The organism is Stenotrophomonas sp. YJH_SMC_8, assembly GCF_059371315.1.
The window spans coordinates 163,747-179,519 of record NZ_JCAFUL010000008.1; the positions used below are offsets into that span (position 1 = coordinate 163,747).

General features: G+C 68.8%; 14 protein-coding genes. 6 read left to right on the forward strand and 8 right to left on the reverse strand.

All coding sequences use genetic code 11. The features are described from left to right. Nucleotides 1-16: 16 nt before the first annotated feature. The 3 genes from aroE to dinG all read left to right on the forward strand — a co-directional run bounded on the left by aroE (nucleotide 17) and on the right by dinG (nucleotide 3,489). Nucleotides 17-862 carry a shikimate dehydrogenase gene (gene aroE / locus AC5P88_RS12140; RefSeq protein ID WP_495225136.1) on the forward strand — a complete coding sequence of 282 codons (846 nt, stop codon included), beginning with the start codon at nucleotides 17-19 and terminating at the stop codon, nucleotides 860-862. Nucleotides 863-865: 3 nt separating this feature from the next. After that, nucleotides 866-1,219, forward strand: a complete 354-nt coding sequence (locus AC5P88_RS12145) for a hypothetical protein (RefSeq protein WP_495225137.1) — start codon at nucleotides 866-868, stop codon at nucleotides 1,217-1,219. Nucleotides 1,220-1,386: 167 nt separating this feature from the next. Beyond that, the gene (gene dinG, locus AC5P88_RS12150; RefSeq protein WP_106550680.1) at nucleotides 1,387-3,489 is read left to right on the forward strand and encodes an ATP-dependent DNA helicase DinG; all 2,103 of its coding nucleotides are present in this window, start codon (nucleotides 1,387-1,389) and stop codon (nucleotides 3,487-3,489) included. A gap of 36 nt (nucleotides 3,490-3,525) precedes the next feature. Here the strand turns inward: dinG and AC5P88_RS12155 are convergent, their stop codons facing one another. Together AC5P88_RS12155 and ilvD are read right to left on the reverse strand one after the other, a co-directional pair. Next, on the reverse strand, nucleotides 3,526-4,098 hold the full coding sequence (locus AC5P88_RS12155) for a hypothetical protein (protein ID WP_495225138.1): 573 nt from the start codon (nucleotides 4,096-4,098) through the stop codon (nucleotides 3,526-3,528). 61 nt (nucleotides 4,099-4,159) lie between these two features. Continuing rightward, complete coding sequence (gene ilvD, locus AC5P88_RS12160; RefSeq protein ID WP_495225139.1) at nucleotides 4,160-5,998, reverse strand: dihydroxy-acid dehydratase; 1,839 nt, start codon at nucleotides 5,996-5,998, stop codon at nucleotides 4,160-4,162. A 459-nt stretch (nucleotides 5,999-6,457) separates the two neighbouring features. Between ilvD and AC5P88_RS12165 the strand changes: the two genes are divergently transcribed. Genes AC5P88_RS12165 through AC5P88_RS12175 form a run of 3 tightly spaced genes read left to right on the forward strand, consistent with a single transcriptional unit; the run spans nucleotide 6,458 to nucleotide 8,842 of the window. Next, the gene (locus AC5P88_RS12165; protein ID WP_071228542.1) at nucleotides 6,458-7,030 is read left to right on the forward strand and encodes a DUF1190 domain-containing protein; all 573 of its coding nucleotides are present in this window, start codon (nucleotides 6,458-6,460) and stop codon (nucleotides 7,028-7,030) included. 7 nt (nucleotides 7,031-7,037) lie between these two features. Beyond that, entirely contained in the window at nucleotides 7,038-8,216 is a 1,179-nt protein-coding gene (locus tag AC5P88_RS12170; RefSeq protein WP_106550029.1) for a glutathionylspermidine synthase family protein, read from the forward strand. Further along, nucleotides 8,216-8,842, forward strand: a complete 627-nt coding sequence (locus AC5P88_RS12175) for a hypothetical protein (protein ID WP_258179523.1) — start codon at nucleotides 8,216-8,218, stop codon at nucleotides 8,840-8,842. Before AC5P88_RS12170 ends, AC5P88_RS12175 begins: the two co-directional genes overlap by 1 nt. A 133-nt stretch (nucleotides 8,843-8,975) precedes the next feature. Here AC5P88_RS12175 and AC5P88_RS12180 read toward each other — a convergent pair whose 3' ends face one another. From AC5P88_RS12180 to AC5P88_RS12205, 6 genes are read right to left on the reverse strand one after another with little or no spacing between them, the layout of a single operon-like run. Continuing rightward, on the reverse strand, nucleotides 8,976-10,274 hold the full coding sequence (locus tag AC5P88_RS12180) for a DUF58 domain-containing protein (RefSeq protein WP_495225140.1): 1,299 nt from the start codon (nucleotides 10,272-10,274) through the stop codon (nucleotides 8,976-8,978). Further along, on the reverse strand, nucleotides 10,271-11,257 hold the full coding sequence (locus AC5P88_RS12185; RefSeq protein WP_164138635.1) for an AAA family ATPase: 987 nt from the start codon (nucleotides 11,255-11,257) through the stop codon (nucleotides 10,271-10,273). The genes AC5P88_RS12180 and AC5P88_RS12185 overlap by 4 nt, the downstream gene beginning before the upstream one ends. Further along, nucleotides 11,254-12,438: a DUF4350 domain-containing protein gene (locus AC5P88_RS12190; protein WP_495225141.1), complete on the reverse strand. Its 1,185-nt coding sequence runs from the start codon at nucleotides 12,436-12,438 to the stop codon at nucleotides 11,254-11,256. Before AC5P88_RS12190 ends, AC5P88_RS12185 begins: the two co-directional genes overlap by 4 nt. Next, nucleotides 12,435-14,057 carry a DUF4129 domain-containing protein gene (locus tag AC5P88_RS12195; protein ID WP_495225142.1) on the reverse strand — a complete coding sequence of 541 codons (1,623 nt, stop codon included), beginning with the start codon at nucleotides 14,055-14,057 and terminating at the stop codon, nucleotides 12,435-12,437. Before AC5P88_RS12195 ends, AC5P88_RS12190 begins: the two co-directional genes overlap by 4 nt. Continuing rightward, nucleotides 14,047-15,039, reverse strand: a complete 993-nt coding sequence (locus AC5P88_RS12200) for a stage II sporulation protein M (RefSeq protein WP_106550025.1) — start codon at nucleotides 15,037-15,039, stop codon at nucleotides 14,047-14,049. Before AC5P88_RS12200 ends, AC5P88_RS12195 begins: the two co-directional genes overlap by 11 nt. Next, on the reverse strand, nucleotides 15,036-15,725 hold the full coding sequence (locus AC5P88_RS12205; protein WP_106550024.1) for an RDD family protein: 690 nt from the start codon (nucleotides 15,723-15,725) through the stop codon (nucleotides 15,036-15,038). The genes AC5P88_RS12200 and AC5P88_RS12205 overlap by 4 nt, the downstream gene beginning before the upstream one ends. Nucleotides 15,726-15,773 lie beyond the last annotated feature (48 nt).

The following is a 15,773-nucleotide window of genomic DNA, read 5'->3' on the forward strand; positions in this document are numbered from 1 at the left end:
CCAGCTTGAGGATTCCATGACCGACCGTTACGCCGTCTTCGGACACCCCGTTGCCCACTCGAAGTCGCCGCAGATCCACGCGACGTTCGGTCGCCAGGAAGGCATCGCGGTGGATTACCGCGCGATCGACCTGGCCCCGGATGCGTTCCTGGCCGGCCTGGAAGCCTTCGCCGCCGAGGGCGGTGTCGGCGCCAACGTCACCCTGCCGCACAAGGAAACCGCCTTCTCGGTGTGCACCACGCTGACCGCGCGCGCGCGCCGCGCCGGTTCGGTCAACACGCTGTTGCGCAAGGGCGACCGCTGGCACGGTGACACCACCGATGGCATCGGCCTGGTGCGTGACCTGACCGATCGCCATGGCCTGGACCTGCGGGGCCGCCGCATGCTGCTGATCGGCGCCGGTGGTTCGGCGCGCAGCGTCGCGCCGGCGCTGCTTGATGCCGGCATCACCGAGCTGGTGGTGGTCAACCGCACGCCGGAACGCGCCGATGAACTGATCGATGCGATGGGCGAGCCGGGCCGCGCGATCAGCCGCTACTGGGAAGACGTGCGCGACCTGGGCGACTTCGAACTGATCGTCAACGCCACCTCGGCCGGCCGCGACCGCGACGTCGAGTTCAAGCTGCCGCTGTCGCTGGTCAACTCGATGACCACTGCCGTCGACCTGAACTACGGCGAGGCGGCCATCGCCTTCCTGGCCTGGGCGCGCGCGGCGAACTGCCGCAATACCGTCGACGGCCTGGGCATGCTGGTCGAGCAGGCCGCCGAGAGCTTCCTGCAGTGGCACGGTGTGCGCCCGCAGACCGACGAGGTCTACCAGTCGCTGCGCCAGGGCTCGGCCGTGCTGGCCGGCGAGGACTGATCGATGGACAGCACAACCCTGCTGGTCACGGTGCTGAGCATGGTGGGTGTGCGCCTGCCGGTGCTGATCGCACTGTGCGTGGGCCTGGTCTGGGTGGTCGGCGCACCGCGCGATGCCACCCGCACCGGTGCCCTGGTCGGCCTGCTGCTGTTGCTGCTGGCCAGCCTCGGCGGCATGGCGGCGGGCATCCTGCCGATGTGGATGGTGCGCAGTGGTGATTTCAGCGCCATGTCGAGCCTGAGCGCCATCCTCGGCGTGCTGCATTTCGCGCTGGCGATGGTCGAGGCCATCGGCGTGGTGCTGGTGGTGTGGGCGCTGGTGCGCCTGCTGCGTACGCGTACGCTCCCGGCCGCCTGACCGGTCTCGCCGGGTCATGCCCGGCGCATCTGCCCCTGGGACGGTCCGGCCATCGGACCGTGACCGCCGCCAGGCGTCGTCGCTGGCCCGTTCAGGGTGCCAGCGGCGGTGAATGCGGCCGGCCGTGCGACAATGCCCGGCCTGATCCAGCTACGGTAATTCCCGGCGTGACCGAAACCGTCGCCGCTCCGCGCACGCTCGATGACTCCTTGAAGGACGCGATCCGCAAGGCGTACACGACGCTGCAGGCCAATACGCCCGGCTTCTCCACCCGCCGCTCGCAGAGCCAGATGATCGGTGTGGTGTCGCGTGCGCTGTCGAAAAGTGGCGGTGTCGGCGTGGTCGAGGCGCCCACCGGCGTCGGCAAGAGTCTGGGCTACCTAACCGCAGGCGTGCCGATCGCGCTGGCCAGCAAGAAGAAGCTGGTGATCAGCACTGGCACCGTGGCGCTGCAGTCGCAGCTGGTCGAGCGCGACATTCCCAACTTCCTCAAGGCCACCGGCCTGGAAGCGACCGTGGCGCTGGCCAAGGGCCGTACCCGCTACCTGTGCACGCGCAATGCCGCCGAGGCGCAGGGCGAGGGCTCGCAGGGCGGCATGTTCGAGGATGATGCGCCGCTGTTCGACCGGCCACTGGCGCCGATCGAGATGGACATCGCCAAGCGCCTGACCGATGCCTTCACCGGCGGCAGCTGGGATGGCGACATCGACAATGCGCCGGAGACGATCAGCCCCGGCCTGCGCAGCCGCATCACCACGCCGGCTTCGGGCTGCGCCGGGCGCCGTTGTGCGTATTCGGCGCAGTGCGCGGTGCTGCGTTCGCGCAACACCGTGCGCGATGCGCAGATCGTGGTCACCAACCATGCGCTGCTGCTGTCGGCACTGTCGATCGGCGACAGCGACAACGGCCAGCCGTTGATCGCGCCGCCGTCGGACATGCTGCTGGTGCTGGACGAAGGCCATCACATCGGCAACGTGGCGATCGACCAGGGCGCGGCCAGCCTGGCGCTGGATGAAATGGCCAAGCGCACCGGCCGCCTGCAGATCCTGATCGCCGGTGCCTACCGCGCGGTCGACAAGGATCGCCTTGGCAACCTGCTGCCGAACGAAGCGATCGAAGTGGCCAGCAACGTGGCCAAGCAGCTGCGTGCGTTCCGTGACCACATCGAGCGGGTGTGGATGCCGGCGCCGGCCGACGAAGAACCGATGTGGCGCGCCGCCAACGGCCGCCTGCCCGAGGCCTGGCGCGAGCCGATCGAAGCACTGGCCGACGATACCCGCAGTCTCTACAACTGGGCACATGCCGCTACAGCGCAGGTGGCCAAGGGCAAGCCGGACGATGCCGCGCGCGAGCGCCTGCAGCGCAACCTGGGCATGGCGCTGGAAATGATCGAGCAGCAGTACAACCTGTGGCAGGCCTGGCGTCGCGAAGACAAGGACGGTGCGCCGCCGATGGCGCGCTGGGTCACCGCCACCCGCGACGGCGACCTGGTGCTGCACGGCTCGCCGGTGTCGGCCGCGCACGTGCTGCGCAAGCTGCTGTGGGATGAAGTGGACTCGGTGGTGATGACCTCGGCGACGCTGACCGGCGGCGGCGATTTCCAGTCGCTGGCGATCGACAACGGCATCCCCGAGGAGGCCGAGATGGTCTCGCTGTCGTCGCCGTTCGACCTGCCCAACCAGGCCGAGCTGATCGTGCCCAAGTTCCCGGTCACCCCGGACGACCGTGAAGGCCACCCGCGCGAAGTGGCGCGCTATCTCGACACCGAACTGGACTGGGCCAAGGGCTCGATGGTGCTGTTCACCTCGCGCTGGAAGATGGAGAAGGTAGCCGGCCTGATGTCGGCTGCGCGCCGCAAGCAGGTGCTGGTGCAGGGCGAGATGTCCAAGACCCGCCTGATCGACGAACACCTGCGCCGCGTCGCGGCGGGCGAGGGCTCGGTGCTGTTCGGCCTGAACTCGTTCGGCGAAGGCCTCGACCTGCCGGGTGAGGCCTGCACCACGGTGGTGATCACCCAGGTGCCGTTCGCGGTGCCGACCGATCCGCAGACCGCCACGCTCAGCGAATGGTTCGAGGGGCGTGGGCTCAATGCGTTCAACCTGATCGCCATTCCGCATGCGCTGCGCACGCTGACCCAGTTCGCCGGCCGCCTGATCCGCACCTCCACCGACACCGGACGCGTGGTCATCCTCGATTCGCGGCTGCTGACCCGCCGCTACGGCAAGCGCATCATCGACGCGCTGCCGCCGTTCAAGCGCGTGATCGGCTGAGGCGCACGGGTAGCGCCGGGCCATGCCCGGCAGATACTAGGCTTCCGGGCAGGATTGGGAGGCAAGCGCGTAGGGTTGGTACATGCAGCGGATCAGTGAATCCACGATCTGCAGTCGCGGTGGCCATGCGGATCGCCGATCATCGCCCTGCTCATGCGCGCTGCCTGCGGGCATCGGGATTTGCGCGAGCCGCGCACGTGCCCGTTTCAGTGCCGGCAGATCATCATCGAGGAAGGCGATGGTGGCATCGACATAGTGATTCCATCCCTCCGGATCGGCACCGTGAGGCTTGTAGGTCAAGCGCATCAGGGCAATGGCAGGATCGCGCTGTCCTGCATCGGCGCGCATCGTTGCTTCATGCCACGCCAGCTCGGCATGCCCGGCCGCCTTCGCCTGCTGGCGATAGGCAGTGAACAAACCGGCGATCTCCAGCTGGCAGCCCGAGCGTTCGATCAGGGCATCCCAGCCCTCTCCCGGGCCATGGTCGAACGCCTCCGGCGACATCGCCAGCAGCCCGGCACGATTGTCGAACTGGCATTCGCCGGCGAGCGCCGGTGCGGCGATCACCAGCGATAGAAGCATCAGGCTGAAGCGCATCGTGACGTCCATGTACAGGGCTGCACATGATGCGCCCGGATGCCGGCCAGCGGCCGGCACTACCGTATGGCGGTCAATCGCCGAGCAGGGCGGCGTTGCGGACGGCGCCCTTGTCGGCGCTTGTGGCGAGCAGGGCGTAGGCTTTCAATGCACTGGTGACCTTGCGTGGGCGCGGCGCGCGCGGCTTCCAACCACGCGCATCGGCGTCGCTGCGGCGCTGTGCCAGCACGGCCTCGTCCAGCAGCAGATCGATGCGGCGGGCAGGGATGTCGATGCGGATGCGATCACCATCTTCCACCAGGCCGATGACACCGCCGCTGGCGGCTTCCGGCGAGACGTGACCGATCGACAGGCCCGAGGTGCCGCCGGAGAAACGGCCGTCGGTGAGCAGCGCGCACTGCTTGCCCAGCCCCTTCGACTTCAGGTAGCTGGTCGGGTACAGCATCTCCTGCATGCCGGGGCCGCCCTTCGGGCCTTCGTAGCGGATCACCACCACGTCGCCCGGCTGCACTTCGTCGGCGAGGATGCCGGCGACGGCGGCGTCCTGGCTTTCGTAGACGCGCGCGGGGCCTTCGAACACGTGGATCGACTCGTCCACGCCGGCGGTCTTCACCACGCAGCCATCCACGGCCAGGTTGCCGCGCAGCACGGCGAGGCCGCCCTCCAGCGAGTACGCGTGCTGCAGCGAACGGATGCAGCCTTCGGCGCGGTCGATGTCCAGCGTCGGCCAGCGCGTAGCCTGGCTGAAGGCCTCCTGGGTGGGGATGCCGGCCGGGCCGGCCTTGAAGAAGGTATGCAGGGTGTCGTTGTCACTGCGCACCACGTCCCAGCGTTCCAGCGCGTCGGCCAGGCTGGCGCTATGCACGGTCGGCACGCGGGTATCGAGCAGGCCGGCGCGGTCCAGCTCACCGAGGATGCCGAACACGCCGCCGGCGCGGTGCACGTCTTCGATGTGGTACTTCGGCGTGTTCGGCGCCACCTTGCACAGCTGCGGGACGCGCCGCGACAGTGCATCGATGTGGGTCAGGTCGAAGTCGACCTCCGCTTCCTGCGCGGCGGCCAGCAGGTGCAGGATGGTGTTGGTGGAGCCGCCCATGGCGATATCCAGGGTCATTGCATTGGCGAACGCGGCCTGGGTGGCGATGCCGCGCGGCAGCGCGCTCGGGTCTTCGCCGCCATACCAGCGATGGCAGAGTTCGACGACCAGGCGGCCGGCGCGGCGGAACAGCGCTTCGCGGTCGGCATGGGTGGCCAGCGTGGTGCCGTTGCCGGGCAGCGACAGGCCCAGCGCTTCGGTCAGGCAGTTCATCGAGTTGGCGGTGAACATGCCCGAGCACGAGCCACAGGTGGGGCAGGCGCTGCGCTCAAAGGCCGCGACCTTCTCGTCGGAGGCGCTGTCATCGGCGGCCACCACCATCGCATCGACCAGGTCCAGCTTGTGCTCGGACAGCTTGGTCTTGCCCGCTTCCATCGGCCCGCCGGAAACGAACACCACCGGGATGTTCAGGCGCAGCGCGGCCATCAGCATGCCGGGGGTGATCTTGTCGCAGTTGCTGATGCACACCAGCGCGTCGGCGCAGTGCGCGTTGACCATGTACTCCACGGCGTCGGCGATGATCTCGCGGCTGGGCAGCGAGTACAGCATGCCGTCGTGGCCCATCGCGATGCCGTCGTCCACGGCGATGGTGTTGAATTCCTTGGCGACGCCGCCGACCTGTTCGATTTCGCGCGCGACCAGCTGGCCGAGGTCCTTCAGGTGCACGTGGCCGGGCACGAACTGGGTGAAGGAGTTGGCGATGGCGATGATCGGCTTGTGGAAGTCGCCGTCCTTCATGCCGGTGGCACGCCACAGGGCGCGGGCGCCGGCCATGTTGCGGCCGGCGGTGGAGGTGCGGGAACGGTATTCGGGCATGGCTGGCGGAACGGGCGGGCCGTACGACGTGGGGGTCGCCTGATCATGGCCAATTTTTTCGGTTGCTGCTGCAACCACCGGATGTGGTCCGGCCGGGCTGCGCCCGGCACCCGCGGTAGTGCCGGCCGCTGGCCGGCAACCTCAACAGCAACAGCTGGGCTATCCGTGGGATGGCGGGGTGGGTCCGCTGGCGGGGGACGCCGTAAACCCGTCCTTGGGGGCTTGGCCGCGGCATCCATGCCGCGGACACCCCCGCCAGCGGACCCACCTCGCCTTCGACAGATTCCCAATGCTGTTGGTAGGTGTCGACCTTGGTCGACACGATGGATCCACGCCATGCGTGGCTGATGGGGAACGACGAAAATGAAAACCCGTTCATCTTTCGGACTTTGCCGATTCCGGTTGTTGGCCAGGATTTGGCATCATTGGGGCATTGATCCGTCGACAGGGCATGAGGCCATGAAACGTTCCCGCACCACCGCGCTGCTGCTGATGAGCGCCGCGCCGCTGCTGTTCACCGCCTGCCAGAAGGAGCCGGAGGTGAAGGTGCAGGAAGGCCTGTACACCTCGGTCGAGGCCTGCACCGAGGCCACCGGCGATCCGTCGTCGTGCCGCAACGCCTTCGCCGAAGCGCAGAAGCAGGCTGCCGATGCAGCGCCGAAGTACGCCAGCAAGGAAGCCTGCGAGAAGGACTACAAGCCGGAACAGTGCGTGCAGCAGCACACGTCGGCGGGTACCTCGTTCATCGGCCCGATGATGATGGGCTTCTTCATGTCGCAGATGCTGAGCAACCGTGGCGGCTTGGCTCCGCAGGCGCCGGCGGCATCGCCGGCTTACCAGGACAAGAGTGCCGGCTGGGCGCGTCCGGCACCGGGCGGTACCGGTGGCCTGAACACCGCCAGCGGTATCGGCGCCGGCAAGGCCGGCCTGGCACCGGTCACCAGCGAACCGAACCGTGCAGTCACTGCCAGCCGTGGTGGCTTCGGCAACACCAGCGCGCGCCGCAGCACCAGCGGCAGCTACGGCGGCTGATCGACCCATGCAGCGCATCCGGATTGCCGAGCGTGCCCAGTGGCGGGCGCGCGCGGAAGAGGCGGGTTTCCGCTTCCACACCATCGATGGCCAGCCGTACTGGGATGAAAGCGCGTACTACGCGTTCACCCTGCGCCAGATCGAACAGGACATCGAAGACCCCAGCGCCGAACTGCACCAGATGGCGCTGGACCTTGTCAGTGATGTCATCGGCAGCGAACGATTGATGGACCAGCTGGCGATTCCGTCGCACTACCGCGACTGGATCGCCGACAGCTGGCGCCAGCGCCAGCCGCATCTCTATGGCCGCCTGGACCTGGCCTACGATGGCACTGGTCCGGCCAAGCTGTACGAACTGAATTACGACACGCCGACTTCGCTGTTCGAGGCCAGTTTCTTCCAGTGGCAGTGGCTGGAAGACCAGCGCAATGCCGGCCGCCTGCCGCAGCATGCCGACCAGTTCAACGCCATCCATGAGGCGCTGGTCGAGCGTTTCGGCGAACTGGCCACGCAGCTGCCGCCGCCGCTGTACTTCAGCGCGGTGGGCAGTTCCGAAGAAGACCGTGGCACCGTCGATTACCTGCGCGACTGCGCTTCGCAGGCCGGCCTGCATGGCCAGGCCATCGCCGTCGAGGATATCGGGCTGTCCGAGGACGGCCGCTTCACCGCGCTGGATGATTCGGTGATCGGTACGCTGTTCAAGCTGTACCCGCTGGAAGACCTGATGGCCGAGGAATTCGGTCGCGCGCTTCCCGGTTCGGGCGTGCAGCTGCTGGAACCGGCATGGAAGGCGGTGCTGAGCAACAAGGGCATCCTGCCGCTGCTGTGGCAGCGCAACGTGGGCCATCCGAACCTGCTGGAAGCGCACTTCGATGACGGCAGCACGCTGGCCTCGGGCTGGGTGCGCAAGCCGCTGTTCTCGCGCGAGGGTGCCAACATCGAGATGCACCTGGCCGATGGCAGCACCCAGCGCAGCGACGGCCCCTACGATGGCCCCGCGATCATCCAGCGCGCACATCCGCTCACCCGTTTCGAAGGCGGCTACCCGCTGATCGGCAGCTGGGTGATCGGCGACCACGCCTGCGGCATCGGCATCCGCGAGGACGACAGCGCGATCACCCGCGACAGCGCGCGTTTCGTGCCGCACGCGATCGTTGACGAGGCGCCGACGCGGATCTACGTCTGATGGCGGTGCCGCCGCGGCGCCATCGCGATGACGGCCGTGCCCTGTTCCGCTATGCCGACCGGGTGGCGGTGCGCTGCCATCGCTGCGATACGCCGGGCTGGGTGACAGGCCCCTCCAACGCGCGGCGCTTCCGTTGTCTGGGGTGCAGCGAAGCCTTGGACGGCGGGTGTGGCTGCAACCGCTGTGGTGCTGGTGACTGGGTGGGACCGGTGCGCTACAGCGGTTACCGGCCGTGTGGTTATTGCGGCCACCAGTGGGTACGCATCGAGGTGCGTCGTGCCCGTGCCACCATGCCGCTGCGGACCATGGCTGCGGACTGCAGCCAATGTGGTCGCAGCAGTGATGTGGACGTCACCCTGTCGCGCTGGCGTGGCAACGAAGCCATCGACCCCGATTTCGGCTTGCCGTTGCGGTTGGTGGAAAAGACCGCTGCCGGTCTGCTGTGGGCATACAACGCCGAACACCTGCAGGCACTGCACGATTACGCCACGGCCACGCTGCGCGAGGGCAGCGGATATAACCGTTCGATGTTCTCGCGCCTGCCGCAGTGGATGAAGCTGGCCCGCAACCGGGTGCTGCTGCAGCGCGCGGTGGAGCGGTTGAAACGGCGATTGCTGCAGGGGTAGTGCCGGCCACTGGCCGGCAACGCGGTGGCATGCGTGCCAACCAAGGTTGGCACCTGCCAGAGCGATGCGTCGGTAGCGCCGGGCCACGCCCGGCGGCCACGGTGATCCGCCGGGCATGGCCCGGCGCTACCGCTCAGAGCAGCCCTTCGCGCTTCACCGCCAGGTAGCGCTCCACCAGCGCGCCGGGCAGGGCATCGGCGGTCACGTCCAGCACCATCACCGTCTCGCTGCGCAGTGCCTCGTGCGCCTTCGCGCGCTGCTGCAGGTACAGCGCCGCAGCGCCGGCCTGGGCGGCGTCCTCCAGCGACTGCACCTCGTCATCGAGGACAGCATCCAGTTCGCGCTCACGCAGGCTGGCCACGCACACCAGGTGGCGTTTCTGCAGCAGGCGCACCGCCGCCAGCAGATCCTCGATGTCTTCATCGCGCACATTGCTGACCAGCATCACCAGTGCGCGCCGGCGCTGGCGCAGCGACACCTCGGTGGCGGCGGCCAGGTAATCGGTGGCCACCGCGCGCGGCTGCAGGTCGTAGCTGGCACGCAGCAGGTGCTCGACCGTGCCCATGCCACGCTGCGGCGCCACCCAGCGGCGCTCGCCACCGGCAGCGAACAGGCCGGCGGCATCGCCCTGGCGCAATGCCAGGTACGCCACCACCAGCGAGGCGTTCAAGGCGTGGTCGAAATGCGAGAGACCGCCTTCGCTGGCCAGCATGCGCCGCCCACTGTCGAGCATCAGCAGCAGCTGCTGGTTCTTCTCGTCCTGGTACTCGCGCGAGACCAGCTTGCGCGCCCGTGCGGTGGCCTTCCAGTCGAGCTGGCGCAGGCTGTCGCCCACGCGGTACTCGCGCATCTGGTGGAAGTCGGTGCCTTCACCACGGCGACGCTTCACGTGCGCACCCACCAGGCGCGAGGCCTGGTCGGCACTGAAAAGGGCGAAACGGGTGAGTGGCACGAAGTTCGGATAGACCCGTACGTCCAGCCCCGGTGGCAGGGTGCGCTGCTGCCACCACAGCTGCCATGGCGAGCGCATGCGCAGATGCACGCCGTCGAAGCGGAAGCGCCCACGCTGCAGCGGCTGCAGGTGGTAGTGCAGGGTGGAGGCGCTGCCGGGCTGCAGGCGCACGCGCTGCGGCAGCGATTCCAGCGGCCAGCCGCCGGGGACCAGGTCGAACACCTGCACCGTCATCGCTGCGTCCGCCTGCAGGCGCAGCGCGGCCTCGCGGCGCACGCCCAATGCCAGCGCTTCGGGCAGCTCACGCTGGATCTGCGGCGATGGACGCCGCGCCTGCCGCCACAGGTCGAACAGCGCAGGCAGCGCGATGGCCACCGCGGCCAGCGCCCAGCTCCAGCGTGGCAGCAGGCCGCCCAGCACCAGGCCACCCAGAGCGGCCCAGGCCAGCAACAGCGCCAGCAGCAGCGGGGCAGGCCTCATCGGCGCGGTGCTTCCACCTTGGCCAGCAGCGCGCCCAGCACGTCGTCGGCATCCTGGCCCTCGATCTGCAGCTCCGGGGCCAGCGCGATGCGATGGCGCAGCGCCGGGCGCGCGATGTCGCGCACGTCGTCGGGGGTAACGAAGTCACGGCCGGCCAGCACCGCCTGTGCGCGCGATGCACGTACCAGCGCGATGCTGCCACGCGGGCCGGCACCGACCGCGATGCCCGGCCACTGCCGGGTGGCGGCCACGATCCGCACCGCGTAGTCGATCACTTCGTCATCCACGGTGATCGCCGCGGTGGCGCGCTGCAGCTCCAGCAGTTCACCGGCACCGAGCACGCGCGGTACCTGGCTCAGGTCGAAATCGCTGGCGGAGCGGCCGCTGGTGATCGCGGTCACCATGCGCTTCTCGTCCTCCAGCTGCGGGTAGTCGATCAGCACTTTCAGCAGGAAGCGGTCCAGCTGGGCTTCCGGCAGCGGGTAGGTACCTTCCTGTTCCAGCGGGTTCTGCGTGGCCAGCGCCATGAACGGTGGCGCCAGGGTGAAGGCCTTGCCTTCGATGGTCACCTGGCCCTCCTGCATCACTTCCAGCAGCGCCGACTGGGTCTTGGCCGGCGCGCGGTTGATCTCATCGGCCAGCAGCAGGTTGGTGAACACCGGGCCACGGCGGATCCTGAAGCTCTCGCTCTTCGGGTCGTACACGGCGTGGCCGCTGACGTCGCTGGGCATCAGGTCGGGGGTGAACTGCACGCGCCCGTAGTCCAGCTCCATCGCCTGCGCCAGCGCGCGCACCAGCAGGGTCTTGCCCAGCCCGGGCACGCCCTCGATCAGCACGTGGCCACCGGCCAGCAGGGCCACCAGAATCTGGTCCAGCACGTCGGCCTGGCCGATGAAGGCGCGGCCGACGGCCTCGCGGATGGCATCGACGCGTTCGATCAGGCGGGCATCGGCGGCCGCCGGCAGCTCGGGGACTTCGGTCATAGCAGGGATCTCATCTGGAGCAGCAAGCGGATGCGCTCGCGCAGGGCGGAGGAATCGTGCGGCGGAGGCGGTGTGAGCGCGCTGGCGACGCGGCTTTGTGGCCACTTCAGCAGCGCGGCGATAGCCTGCTCACGTGGTGCGCCATCGAGCGCGGCGGCAACCGGTGCACGCAGTCGCAGGCGATGCAGGAACAGGGCGAGCACGGCGTCGTACAGGCGTGTACCGTGGCCGAAACGCAGCAGCAGTTCGCCGCTGGCGCGCACATGCTCCAGCAGCGAGCGGCGTTCCAGCACCGGCGATGGTTGCAGGCTGCCGAAGCGCTGCGAGCGGCTCCACAGCCAACCCAGCAGGGCCAGCAGAAGCGGCGCCCACAGTGGCCAGCCCTGGTAGAAGATGCGTGCCCACAGCGATGGCGGGCGGCTGGCGTAGATCAGCCAGACCGTACCCTTGCCGTAGTTCGGGTCGAGCAGATAGCGGGTCAGGTCGCGGTGCGAAGCATCGTGCAGGCCATCGCTGGCCTTGCCGCCCGCCGAGGCCAGGCGCGCTGCCGGTGAATCCACCTCGCTGCGCATGAAGTCCATGTCGGCCAGCACGCTCACCTTGCCCTGGCCATGGCGCAGGCGTGCGAACACGAGATCGCGATCACCGCCCCAACGGCGTTCGGCCTGCGCACTGGCCGCAAAGCCCAGGGTGAAACGGCGGCCACCGCAGAATTCAACGTGGCCCGGATCATCATCGACATGGAAAGGCTGGCAGTCGCTGCGCTGGAACAGGCTGTCCACGCCCAGCCGGTCCAGCAGCGGCCCCTGCGTGCTGCCGGCATCGTCCTCGGCCGGCGGCGGCGTGCGTACCAGCAGGTGTCCACCATCCTCGACCCAATCCAGCAGGGCGTTGGCGACGGGCGGCGGCAGTTCGCTGCTGTCCTGCAGCAGCACCACCGTATCGTGCGGCCCCAGCGCCATCTGCTGCAGTTCCAGCCGGGGCAGCGAATGCACGTCGATGCCGTCGGCACGCAGGGCCTGGCCAAGCACGTACAGCGGGTTGTAACCGGCCTCGCCCTGCGGCGGCAGCCGGATGGTCTCGGTCACGCGCTCATGCGTGCGCAGGTAGAGGATGGTCAGCGGCACGCCGAACAGAACCAGCACGCCCAGCAACAACGACCAGAACACGCGCGGGCTCATGCCTGCCACCCGTACTGCTGGCGCAGCGTTGCGGCCAATGCGTCGAAATCGCTGCGGCTGGGCAGGTGACCACCGTAGGCCGCGTACTGCCACATGCGGACGATGCGCGCGAACAGGTCACGGTCGGTGGCGTCAGGCATGCGTCGCGATGCACGCAGGCACTGCGCTTCGGTGGCGCCGGGGGGCAGCGCGATGCCGCTGCGCTCTCCCACGGTACCCACGCTGGCACGGTAGAGCAGGGCCAGCGCCTGGCGGGGCCGGCCCTGGTCCCAGAGCAGGCCGGCCTGGGTGGCCACGTCCGGCGGCAGCACCACGGGCAGTTCCACCTGTTCCTCCATCACCTGCGGTGGTGCATCGGTCTTGCGCCGGCCGCTGCCGCGCAGCCAGGGCAACCACATCCGGGCCGTCAGCAGCAGCACCAGCAGCAGGATGCCCAGCAGGCCCCACAGGCCCCACTCGGCCAACCGTGCCAGCCAGGCGATGCCCTCCTTGCGCGCCTTGCGTTCGCCCCGGGGGCTGCTGTCACTCTGCAGCTGCTTGTCTTCCTTCCTCTTTTCCTCGGCCTGTTCGATCGGCTTCCAGCGGGTGACCTGGCGGGTCGGGCGCTGCAGCGGATCCTCATAGGCGCGATTCACCGCCTGGCGGAATCCAGCAGTGTCCACTGGCGTGCCACCGAAGATGGTGGCCGGCGTGTTGGCCGGGTCGATGGTCGGTTCTTCGTCGTCCTCTTCGGGGGCGATGCCGCTGTCGCTGGGCTTGCCCATGGCGCGTCCGGGCTCGGCATCTGCGTCCTGCGCGTGCACCGGGGCGGAAACCAGCGGCAGTGCCAGGCACAGCAGCAGGGCCAGCGTCGACGCTGCCGGCAGCAGGCGATCGCGCAGGCGGCGCAGGGCGATTTCGACGTCCCAGGCTTCCATCTGCGTACGCCGGTTCAAGTACAGGCCAAAGCCCGCACCGACGAAGAACGGGCCGATCAGCGCCGAGGCCAGCCAGCAGGCCAGATTGAAACCGAAGCGAGCCCAGGCCGGCGTGTCCTTGCCGATCATGTCCCACGCCGCACGCCAGGATTCGGACATCAGGTCCAGTGGCATGAACATGAACACTGCACCGATGGCACCGGACACCAGCACCGCTTCGAACGCCATGCAGGTCACGGTCAGTACTGTCGCCGCACCTGCGGCGCCGGCCGCCACCGCACGGCGGCGTGGACCGCGCTGGCCCGGTGCGTTGCCTTCCAGCAGGTTCACCGGCAGGCACAGGCTGCGCAGCACGCTGAAGCGGCGCCAGCCCAGGTAGCCCCAGAAACCGGAGTTGCCCCAGTGGCGCTGCGCACGCAGGGCCGAAAGCGTGCTGACCGGTTCGCCGAAGATGCCGCGCGACAGCACATACAGCGGCGCACGCTCGAACAGTGGCTTGCACCACCACATCGCCAGCCAGGCCCAGCCGAAGGCATCCAGCCACCATCCCAGCGCGTTGAAGATCACGAACAACGGAGCACTGGCCAGCAGCCAGCTGCCCCACACGGCGCGCGCATGGCGGCGGGCGAGGGCGCTGCCCAGCTCCATCGCTTCCCAGCCGCTGCGTGCGCGCAGCACCACGTCCAGGCGGTCAATGCGCATGGCCGCCTCCGCGCCCGCCACGCCACAGCCACAGCAGCACGCCGGCCCAGAGCACTCCGGCGACGCTGAACTTGATCCATGCGGGGACTTCGGCGATCGACGACCAGAACGCTTCGATGAAGGCCGCGACCAGCAGCATGAACGCCACGCCCAGGCACAGCCGGGCACCGATGCGTCCACCGTCGACCAGCGCATCCAGGCGGCTGCGCCGGCCCGGTGCCAGCAGTTTCATGCCCAGCTGCAGGCCGGCACCGCCGGCGATCACGATCGCGGTCAGCTCGAATGCGCCATGGCCGACCACGAAGCGCCAGAACGGCCCACCGTGCCCGATGTGCTGCAGGTGGCCGGCCACCGCCCCGATGGTGACGCCGTTGAACAGCAGCACCAGCAGCGTGCCCAGCCCGGCCAGCAGGCCGCTGGCGAAGGTGCGCAGGGCAATGCTGATGTTGTTGAGGATGTAGTGGCCGAACATCATCCAGTCGGTGCCGCTGTCGCGGCCCAGTCGTTCGGCGGCAGGGTCGTACATGCGCTCCATCGCGGCGATCTGGCGGTTGTCCATCAGCGTGTGGATCAGGTCCGGGTAGACCTGTGCAAGCACGAAGCAGGCGATTGCCGGCAGTGCGAACATCGCCAGCGCTACCCACATGCTGCGTGCCTGGCTGCGCACGAGCAGCGGGAAGTCGGCCACCAGGAATTCCAGCGCGGCGCGCCAGCGCGTCGGCCGTGTGCGGTACAGCACGCTGTGGCCCTGCTGCATCAGCTGCTGAAGGCGCTGGACCAGCTGCGGGCTGTAACCGCGCTCACGGGCCAGCGCCAGCTGTTGGCACAGGCGCCGATAGCGTTGCGGGACGGTGGCATCGTCCAGTGCCAGGCCGCTGGCCTTGCGGCGCGCACGGCGCGAGGCGCCGGCACGCAGCAGCAGCCACTGTTCCAGGTCCTGCCATTCCTGCTGGTAACGGGCGACGAACTGTTCCTGTTTCATCGCCGCCCCAGCAGCCAGTTGGCCATCGCATACAGGCGCAGCACACCGATCTGGCCCAGGCTGCCGGTCAGGGGTTCGGCGATGCCGGCCAACTCCTGCTGGCGGGGCGCGGACAGACGCGGGGCGCGCTCGGCGAAGGCCATCAGCGCGGCCTGTTCCTCCGGCCGCAGCGGCTGCGGCGGGGCCAGCACGCTGTCGATGGTGGGTGGCGGCGGCAGGTACAGCACCGGCGCGTGCACCACCACGGTGCCGGCCACCAGGTCGCCGAGGCGGCGGCCGTGCGGATCGAACAGGCTGCTGACCAGGCCCAGTGCATAGCCGAACGGCAGCATGTCCACCGTACGCAGCAGGTTGCGGGTGATCGCCGCCATCCAGCCCACGGGCGCGCCATCGCGGGACAGCACGCGCAGGCCCAGCGCGCGCTTGCCCAGGGTGCGGCCCCACAGCGCCTCGCACACGATCGGGTAGACCCAGTAGACCAGGAACATCAGCACCAGGTTGAGGCCGGAGCCGAATTCGTCCAGCACCGCCAGCGGAATCGCCATCAGCACCAGTACCGCGATGCGCACGCCAAGATCGACCAGCCAGGCCATGGCCCGTGGCAGCGGTCCGGCTACCGGCAACTGAAGCAGCACACCCTCCGGCGTCACCACCTCACGGTAGGTATCGAGCATCGGTGCGGCCATCAGCGCGATGGCCTTCGTTGTGGGCGCCGGAGTCCTCTCCGGCTGGCA

Bases quoted from the DNA above. Each gene is read 5' to 3' on its own strand.
- AC5P88_RS12190 (WP_495225141.1), bottom strand. From the start codon at position 12,438: ATGAGCCCGCGCGTGTTCTGGTCGTTGTTGCTGGGCGTGCTGGTTCTG.
- AC5P88_RS12205 (WP_106550024.1), bottom strand. From the start codon at position 15,725: ATGGCCGCACCGATGCTCGATACCTACCGTGAGGTGGTGACGCCGGAG.
- aroE (WP_495225136.1), top strand. From the start codon at position 17: ATGACCGACCGTTACGCCGTCTTCGGACACCCCGTTGCCCACTCGAAG.
- AC5P88_RS12200 (WP_106550025.1), bottom strand. From the start codon at position 15,039: ATGAAACAGGAACAGTTCGTCGCCCGTTACCAGCAGGAATGGCAGGAC.
- AC5P88_RS12165 (WP_071228542.1), top strand. From the start codon at position 6,458: ATGAAACGTTCCCGCACCACCGCGCTGCTGCTGATGAGCGCCGCGCCG.
- ilvD (WP_495225139.1), bottom strand. From the start codon at position 5,998: ATGCCCGAATACCGTTCCCGCACCTCCACCGCCGGCCGCAACATGGCC.
- AC5P88_RS12195 (WP_495225142.1), bottom strand. From the start codon at position 14,057: ATGCGCATTGACCGCCTGGACGTGGTGCTGCGCGCACGCAGCGGCTGG.
- AC5P88_RS12185 (WP_164138635.1), bottom strand. From the start codon at position 11,257: ATGACCGAAGTCCCCGAGCTGCCGGCGGCCGCCGATGCCCGCCTGATC.
- AC5P88_RS12155 (WP_495225138.1), bottom strand. From the start codon at position 4,098: ATGGACGTCACGATGCGCTTCAGCCTGATGCTTCTATCGCTGGTGATC.
- AC5P88_RS12145 (WP_495225137.1), top strand. From the start codon at position 866: ATGGACAGCACAACCCTGCTGGTCACGGTGCTGAGCATGGTGGGTGTG.
- AC5P88_RS12180 (WP_495225140.1), bottom strand. From the start codon at position 10,274: ATGAGGCCTGCCCCGCTGCTGCTGGCGCTGTTGCTGGCCTGGGCCGCT.
- AC5P88_RS12175 (WP_258179523.1), top strand. From the start codon at position 8,216: ATGGCGGTGCCGCCGCGGCGCCATCGCGATGACGGCCGTGCCCTGTTC.
- AC5P88_RS12170 (WP_106550029.1), top strand. From the start codon at position 7,038: ATGCAGCGCATCCGGATTGCCGAGCGTGCCCAGTGGCGGGCGCGCGCG.